General features: G+C 69.7%; 6 protein-coding genes and 2 pseudogenes. 1 reads left to right on the plus strand and 7 read right to left on the minus strand.

The window, feature by feature from the left end; genetic code table 11:
• From B2U11_RS15805 to B2U11_RS15415, 4 genes and pseudogenes are all read right to left on the minus strand, one after another.
• Positions 1 to 71: pseudogene (locus tag B2U11_RS15805) on the minus strand (hypothetical protein); the annotation flags it as partial.
• Between the two features lie 12 nt (positions 72 to 83).
• A complete protein-coding gene (locus B2U11_RS15405; protein WP_292073052.1) occupies positions 84 to 680 on the minus strand; it encodes a thioredoxin domain-containing protein in 597 nt (198 codons plus the stop codon).
• 8 nt (positions 681 to 688) lie between these two features.
• Complete coding sequence (locus tag B2U11_RS15410) at positions 689 to 1,333, minus strand: DsbA family protein (RefSeq protein WP_292073053.1); 645 nt, start codon at positions 1,331 to 1,333, stop codon at positions 689 to 691.
• A 96-nt stretch (positions 1,334 to 1,429) separates the two neighbouring features.
• On the minus strand, positions 1,430 to 1,981 hold the full coding sequence (locus B2U11_RS15415) for a DUF721 domain-containing protein (protein WP_292073054.1): 552 nt from the start codon (positions 1,979 to 1,981) through the stop codon (positions 1,430 to 1,432).
• 20 nt (positions 1,982 to 2,001) lie between these two features.
• On the opposite strand from B2U11_RS15415, the gene mutY reads away from it, so the two are divergent.
• Positions 2,002 to 3,051, plus strand: a complete 1,050-nt coding sequence (gene mutY, locus B2U11_RS15420; protein ID WP_292073055.1) for an A/G-specific adenine glycosylase — start codon at positions 2,002 to 2,004, stop codon at positions 3,049 to 3,051.
• Here mutY and B2U11_RS15425 read toward each other — a convergent pair.
• From B2U11_RS15425 to B2U11_RS15435, 3 genes and pseudogenes are all read right to left on the minus strand, one after another.
• Positions 3,048 to 5,195, minus strand: a complete 2,148-nt coding sequence (locus B2U11_RS15425) for an amylo-alpha-1,6-glucosidase (RefSeq protein ID WP_292073057.1) — start codon at positions 5,193 to 5,195, stop codon at positions 3,048 to 3,050. The two genes, mutY and B2U11_RS15425, sit on opposite strands and share 4 nt — an antisense overlap.
• A gap of 135 nt (positions 5,196 to 5,330) precedes the next feature.
• Entirely contained in the window at positions 5,331 to 6,446 is a 1,116-nt protein-coding gene (locus B2U11_RS15430; protein ID WP_292073059.1) for a glycosyltransferase family 4 protein, read from the minus strand.
• Between the two features lie 200 nt (positions 6,447 to 6,646).
• Positions 6,647 to 6,760 (minus strand): annotated as a pseudogene (locus tag B2U11_RS15435) (site-specific DNA-methyltransferase); the annotation flags it as partial.

A 6,760-nucleotide genomic window follows, 5' to 3' on the forward strand; every position in this document is an offset into this window, starting at 1 on the left:
GCCTCGATCTGCACCTCGGCCGGGTCGACAAAGGACTTGAAGCCGACGAGCCGCAGGCGCTGAAACTGCATCGGCTCAGGCGGTCAGGGCAGCAGCGGCTCGATCGCCGCGGCCAGGCCGTCCAGCGAAGTGTTCTCCACCCGCTTGCCGTTGACGAAGAAGCTGGGCGTGCCGGTGACGCCGGCGGCCTGGGCGTCGGCGATCTGTGCGTCCAGCGCCGCCTGGGTGGCCGGATCCTCGACGCAGGCGCCGACCTCTTCGGCCGTGCGGCCGCCGACGTCGATGGCGTTCAGGAACCAGCCGGCCGGATAGCGCATCAGGTGCGCCGCCTCCTGCTGGGCCATCATCAGTTCGATGGCGGCGAAGGCCTTGTCCGGCGCGACGCAGCGCGTGACCTTGGCCGCCAGGGTCGCCACGGGCGCCGGCGCGGTCGGCAGGTCGCGATAGACGAAGCGGACCTGGCCCGTGTCGACGAACCGCGTCTTGAACTCGGGCAGGACCGTGTTGGTCCAGGCCGCGCAGTGCGGGCAGGTCAGGGACGAATATTCGATCACCGTAACCGGCGCGTCCGCCGAACCCAGGGTCCGGTCGGCGGGGGTGACCGCCGCCGGCTCGGCCGCCAGAGCGGCGGCGGGCGCGGCGGCCAGCAGGGCCAGCCCCAGCAGCGCGGATCGGATCATGCCGGTCTTCACTTGTTCAGTTCGGCGTCGATGGCGGTCGACAGGTCGGCCAGGCTGGCGCCCTCGCCGCCGGGAGTGATGACCTGAGTGCCGTTGACGTAGAAGGCCGGGGTGCCGGTCACGCCCTGGGCGCGGGCGGCCTGGATGCGCTGATCCATGGCGGCGATGGCGTCCTTGTCGGTGATGCACTGGTTGAACTGTTCTTCCGACAGCCCCGCGGCCTGGGCGGTGCGCAGCAGCCAGTCGCGCGGCGAGGTGGTGATCATCTCCTGTTGCGTCGCCATCAGTTGGTGCACCACGTCGAAATACTTGTCGTCGCCGGCGCAGCGCGCGACCAGGAAGCCGGCGGTCGCGGCGTCGACCGGCGGCGTGGGCAGCTCGCGGAAGATGTAGCGGACCTTGTTGGTGTCGACGTACTTGGCCTTGAAGCCCGGCCAGGTGTTTGTTTGCCAAAGGGCGCAGTGCGGGCAGGTGACGGAGGCGTATTCGACCACCGTGACCTTGGCGCCTTCCGGGGCGCCCATGGCCATGTCGCCCTCGGCCGCGCCCTTGGCGCCCCCGTTGCAGGCGGAGAGAGCCATCGCCGCCAGGGCGGCGCCGGTGATGGCGGCGCGGCGGCTCATGCGGGCGAAACGGGATTCGGTCGGGGCCATGGGACGTCCTTGGTCAGCGCTATGACGGATGATCGCGCGATTCCCCCGGAACCGTGCAAGCCGAGACTTTTCGAGAACAGGTGCGGCGAAGGTTTGTCAATCGTCGCCGTTCGTCCGCGACATCGCCGCGCGGCCCAGCCGCGCCAAGGCGGCCTTCAGCGCATCGGGGGCCTGGGCGATCGAGGCGGCCAGTTCGGCCTCGGCGGCGGCGGGCAAGGGAACGGGCGTGCGGCTGGATTTCGGCCGTTGGGCCGGCTCGGCCAGCGGTTTGACCGGGCCTTGGGCGATCCGAAGTTTTCCCACCGCGCCATCGCCCAGGAACAGGTTGACGCGGGCCAGGATCTCTTCCGACTGGTGCTGGACCAGAAGGGCCGCGGCGCCCGCGACGCGGAGCTCCAGCACGCCGGGCTGGCCGCCCCGCCCCTTGGTCAGCTTCTGGGGGCGGGTGACGCGGGCCAGCCGGTCGCCGACGATCTCGCGCCAGCGCGGCTCCAGCGCGCCGGCGCCGCGTCCGAACTGCGCGTCCAGCTTCTTGATCAGCGGCGTCAGCGCCTTGCCCGCACGGGGCGCCGGGCGGGGCGCCGGCCGGGTGCGCCGTCGCGACAGGATTTCGCGGGCCTCGGCTTCTGTGGGCAGGATGCGGCGCATGGGCCTATATAGCCCGACCCATGCCGCCAGTCTCTCCCGACATCGCCCCGATCCGTTCCCGGCTGCTGGCCTGGTACGACGCCCATGCGCGCGCGCTGGCCTGGCGCGCGCCGCCGGGTGCGGCCGGCCGGACCGAGCCGTATCGCGTCTGGCTGTCGGAGGTGATGCTGCAGCAGACCACCACGGTCCACGCCACGCCCTATTTCCTGAACTTCACCGCGCGCTGGCCGACGGTGTCCGACCTGGCGGCCGCCGAGGACGCCGAGGTCATGGCCGCCTGGGCGGGGCTGGGCTACTACGCCCGCGCCCGCAACCTGCTGGCCTGCGCCCGGGCGGTGGCGCGCGATCACGGCGGCGTCTTTCCCGAGACAGAGGCGGCTTTGCTGGCCCTGCCGGGGGTCGGCGCCTACACCGCCGCCGCCGTGACGGCCATCGCCTTTGACCGCCCGGCCAATGTGGTCGACGGCAATGTCGAGCGGGTCATGGCCCGCCTGTTCGCGCTGGAGACGCCGCTTCCGGCCGCGCGGCCCGAACTGAAGCGGCTGGCGGCGCGCTTCGTCAGTGATCATCGGCCCGGCGACTGGGCCCAGGCGCTGATGGACCTGGGCGCGACCGTGTGCCGACCCCGCTCGCCTTTGTGCGGCCAGTGCCCGATCAGCGCCGACTGCGCGGGCTTCGCCGCGGGCGCGCCTGAGCGATTTCCCGTCCGGGCAAAGAAGGCCGACAAGCCGCGTCGTCACGGGGTGGCCTATGTGATCCTGGACGACAAGGGGCGGGTGGCGCTGGAGCGGCGGCCGGACAAGGGCCTGCTGGGCGGAATGCTGGGTCTGCCCACCAGCGACTGGGCGACCGTTGTCGAGCCCCGCACGCCGCCGTTCCCGGGGGATTGGCGCGACGCCGGCGCGGTCGAGCACGTCTTCACCCACTTCGGCCTGACCCTGCACGTCCGCTCGATCCGGGCCGGCGGCGGCGACGCCTATCAATGGAGCGACCCGGACGCCGCCCGCGCCGCCCTACCTACCGTCTTCGCCAAGGCGCTGGACCGAGGCCTGGCGCCGGACCTTTTCTAACGCAGGGTTCGCACGGAAACCCGGCCTTGCTTGTTGCGCGGGATGACGACCGAGCGTCCGTCGACGCGCTGGATAGCCAGGTCCAGGCTGGCCTCGCCCACCGTCAGGTTGCGGATCAGCAGCCGCTCGAGCCCGTCGGGCAGGGTCGGATCCGCCATGTCGACGGTTCCGGTCCAGGCGTCGATCGACAGGCCCAGCGCCGCCTGCAGCATCAGGAACACCGACCCGGCCGCCCAAGCCTGGGGCAGGCAGGCGACGGGATAGGCGATGGGCGGCTCGCCCGGCGTCCGCGCAAAGCCGCAGAACAGTTCCGGCAGGCGCAGGTGGAAATGGGTGGCGGCGTCGAAGATTTCGCTCAGGATTTCGGCCACGGCGCCGCGCTCGCCGTAGTTGGCCATGCCGGCGGCGGCCATGGCGGTGTCGTGGGGCCAGACCGACCCGTTATGATAGCTCATCGGATTGTAGCGCGCCTGGCCCAGTTCCAGGGTCCGAACGCCCCAGCCGGTGCGGAACTCGGCCGACAGCAGCCGCTTCGTCACCTTGCGCGCGCGCTCGGCCGACGGCAGGCCGGTGAACAGCAGGTGGCCGGCGTTGGAGGCGATGGCGCGGCAGGGCTCCCCGTCTCCATCCAGGGCCACGGCGTAGAAGCCCTGGTCCTCCATCCAGTATTTCTCTTCCACCAGAGCGCGGACCTGTTCGGCCCTCATCCGCCATTCGGGCGCGCGGTCGTCATGCAGTCGCTCGCCCAGGTCGGCCAGGGCGCGCCAGGCGGCGAAGGCGTAGCCTTGCACCTCCAGCAGGGCGATCGGCCCCTTGGGGAACCGGCCATCGGCGTGGAAGATGGAATCCTCGGAATCCTTCCAGCCCTGGTTCGACAGGCCGGTGTCGGCGCCGCGCTGATAGTCGATCAGGCCGTCGCCGTTGCTGTCGCCATAGTCGCGCATCCAGTCGGCCGCCGCGATCAGGTTGGGCCACAGCTTGCGGATCAGGTCCAGATCGCCGGTGCGGCTGGCGTAGGCGCCGGCCAGGGCGATGAACAGGCAGGTCGTGTCGACGCCGCCGTAGTAGAGGCCGAAGGGCACTTCGTGCAGGGCGCTCATTTCGCCGCCGCGCGTCTCGTGCATGATCTTGCCGGGTTGGCTGTCCTGGAAGGCGCTGGTCTCGGTAGCCTGGCGCGACGCCAGGTAGGTCAGCACGCCCTTGGCCAGCGACGGGTCCAGCCACAGCATCTGCCAGGCGGCGATGATGCCGTCGCGCCCGAACGGGGTCGAGAACCACGGCGTTCCGGCGTAGGGGTAGGGGCCGGTCGGCAGATCGGTGGTCAACAGCGCCATGTCGGCGCGCGACTGGTCCAGCCAGTCGTTGAAGCGCGGGCTGCGCGGGCCGCGCACCGTCGCTCCGCGGCGACGCTTGGCCCGCATGGCCAGGCGCGCCTGGATGGCGTTCAGCCGCCACCGGGTGGGGTCGGGCGCCTCGCAGCTGTCGACGCCGCATTCGACGAACAACTCCACCTGGCGGCCCTTGGGCAGGCTGAACATGAACTCGGCGCGCGTCGCGCTCAGGCGCGCGGGCGGCTCGGAGAAGGCCAGGCAACTGCGGCGCTCGACCGCATCAAGACCGGTGTAGCGGAAGGTGACGCGCCTTCCGTCCATCTCCGGCGGATGGATGGTTCCGCGGCGGGGGCGGGGAGTGCCGCGCACTTGGAAGATGTCGGCGAAGTCGGCCCCGAACTCGAACGACAACGGCAGCAGCACGTCCTCGACCCCGTGGTTGGTCATCTGGACGCGCTCGAACATCCGCCGGCCCCAGAGGAAGCGCCGCCGCTCGATGTGCAGCACCCCGGCGGGCGCCGACCGACCGCCCATCGGGGGCAGCGGACGGTTGGTGGTGTGGCAGGAGAAGAAGACGTTGTCCTGGCTGACGCCCGATGACAGGCGCGAGGGCCGAAGTTGCCCCACATTCATCACCCATCGCGACAGGACGCGGGTGTCGCCGGCGAACAGCCCGTCGGCACCGCCCCTCATGTCGCCCCAGCCGTCGGCGACAAGGAAGGCGTCGCCTTCCTTCAGCGCCATCAGCTGTTCCAGGCCGGAAGCTTCGACGGATTCGCCGGCGGTCAGTTGGGTCGAATAGGCGTCGTCCACGCGGTCTTCCCCTTGTTGAAAGGCCGATACGAGCATTCCACCCGAATGCGGCGCTGAATGGCCGCTTGCCATGCAAATGAAGAAGGCGGCGGAGGGTTCACCTCCGCCGCCTGAATTTTCACTGGCGACGGTCGATCAGGCCAGGGCCGCGAAGCTGCGCTCCTCGTCCATCGGACGAAGCGGCGTGACGACCTCTGGCAAGGAAGTCTCGGCGAACGGGCGCTTGGCCAGCAGATCGCCGTAGACGTCCAGATAGCGCCGCGCCATGGCGGTCGCCGAGAACCGCAGGTCGAAGCGCGCCCGGATGGCTTCGCGATCCAGCAGATGGGCGCGGCCCGCAGCGGCGACAGCCTGCTCCATCGTATCGACCAGGAAGCCGGTGGCCCCATCCTCGATCACCTCGGGCGTGGAGCCGCAGCGGAAGGCGATCACCGGCGTGCCGCAGGCCATGGCCTCGATCATCACCAGACCGAACGGCTCGGGCCAGTCGATGGGAAACAGCAGGGCGTCGGCTCCCCCCAGGAAGGCCGACTTCTGGTGGTCGCCGATCTCGCCGACGAACTCGACCAAGGGATTGCCGACGACCAGCGGCTGGATCACCTCTTCCCAATATCGCTTGTCGGCCGCGTCGACCTTGGCCGCTATCTTCAGGGGCTTGCCCAGCTTGGTGGCGATCTCGATGGCGCGGTCGGGGCGCTTTTCCGGGGAAATGCGTCCCAGGAACGCCAGGTAACCCTCGGACTTGGGCGCGAAGCGATAGAGGTCGCCCGGCATCCCGTGGTGAACCGTGGCCTTCCAGTTGGCGAAGGACAGCGGCTTGCGCTGATCGTCCGAGATCGAGACCAGACCGTATTGGTCCCAGCGCTGGTAGACGCCAGGCAGATCCTTCATGTCCAGCCGGCCATGCAGGGTGGTGATCGTCTTGTCGGCGTACTGACGGAACAGCGGGAAGTGGATCATGTCGGTGTGGAAGTGGATGACGTCGAAGTCGTCCGCGCGGTCCAGCACCTCGGTCAGCATGGTGATATGGGCCGCCAGGTCCGACTTCAGCGGGGCCGGATCCAGGCGGATCGCCTGGTCTCGCACCGGCACCAGCCGCGCCTTGGTATGGGCGTCGGCGCTGGCGAACAGGGTGACGTCGTGGCCCAGGTCGACCAGGGCGTCCGTGAGGTGGGCCACCACACGTTCGGTTCCGCCGTAAAGCCGCGGCGGCACGGCTTCGTACAAGGGGGTGACCTGGGCGATCTTCATGATGTGTGCTCCGGCCCCGTCCTGCTTCGAGGCCTTGGATCACAATGATTTCGCACCTGCGAAGTTCCGTGGGGTCAATACGAAATTTTGCAGGGGTTTCGGTGGCTTATGGCAAAGCTGCGTGTACGGAAACGCACGCAATCGCTCGCCGTGCGGGCTAACCCTTTGTTGTTCCTGGTGCGACAGTCCGTCGCCGGATTTCAAAGCGCGGCGCGCACTTCGGCGCGCAGCGCGTCGATGGACTTGAAGCCCTGGTCGGTCTTGAAGCGCCAGTAGGTCCAGCCGTTGCAGGCGGGGGCGTTCTCCAGCAGGGC

It is taken from the genome of Brevundimonas sp. UBA7534, assembly GCF_002479325.1.
In the GTDB taxonomy this organism is placed as follows: domain Bacteria; phylum Pseudomonadota; class Alphaproteobacteria; order Caulobacterales; family Caulobacteraceae; genus Brevundimonas.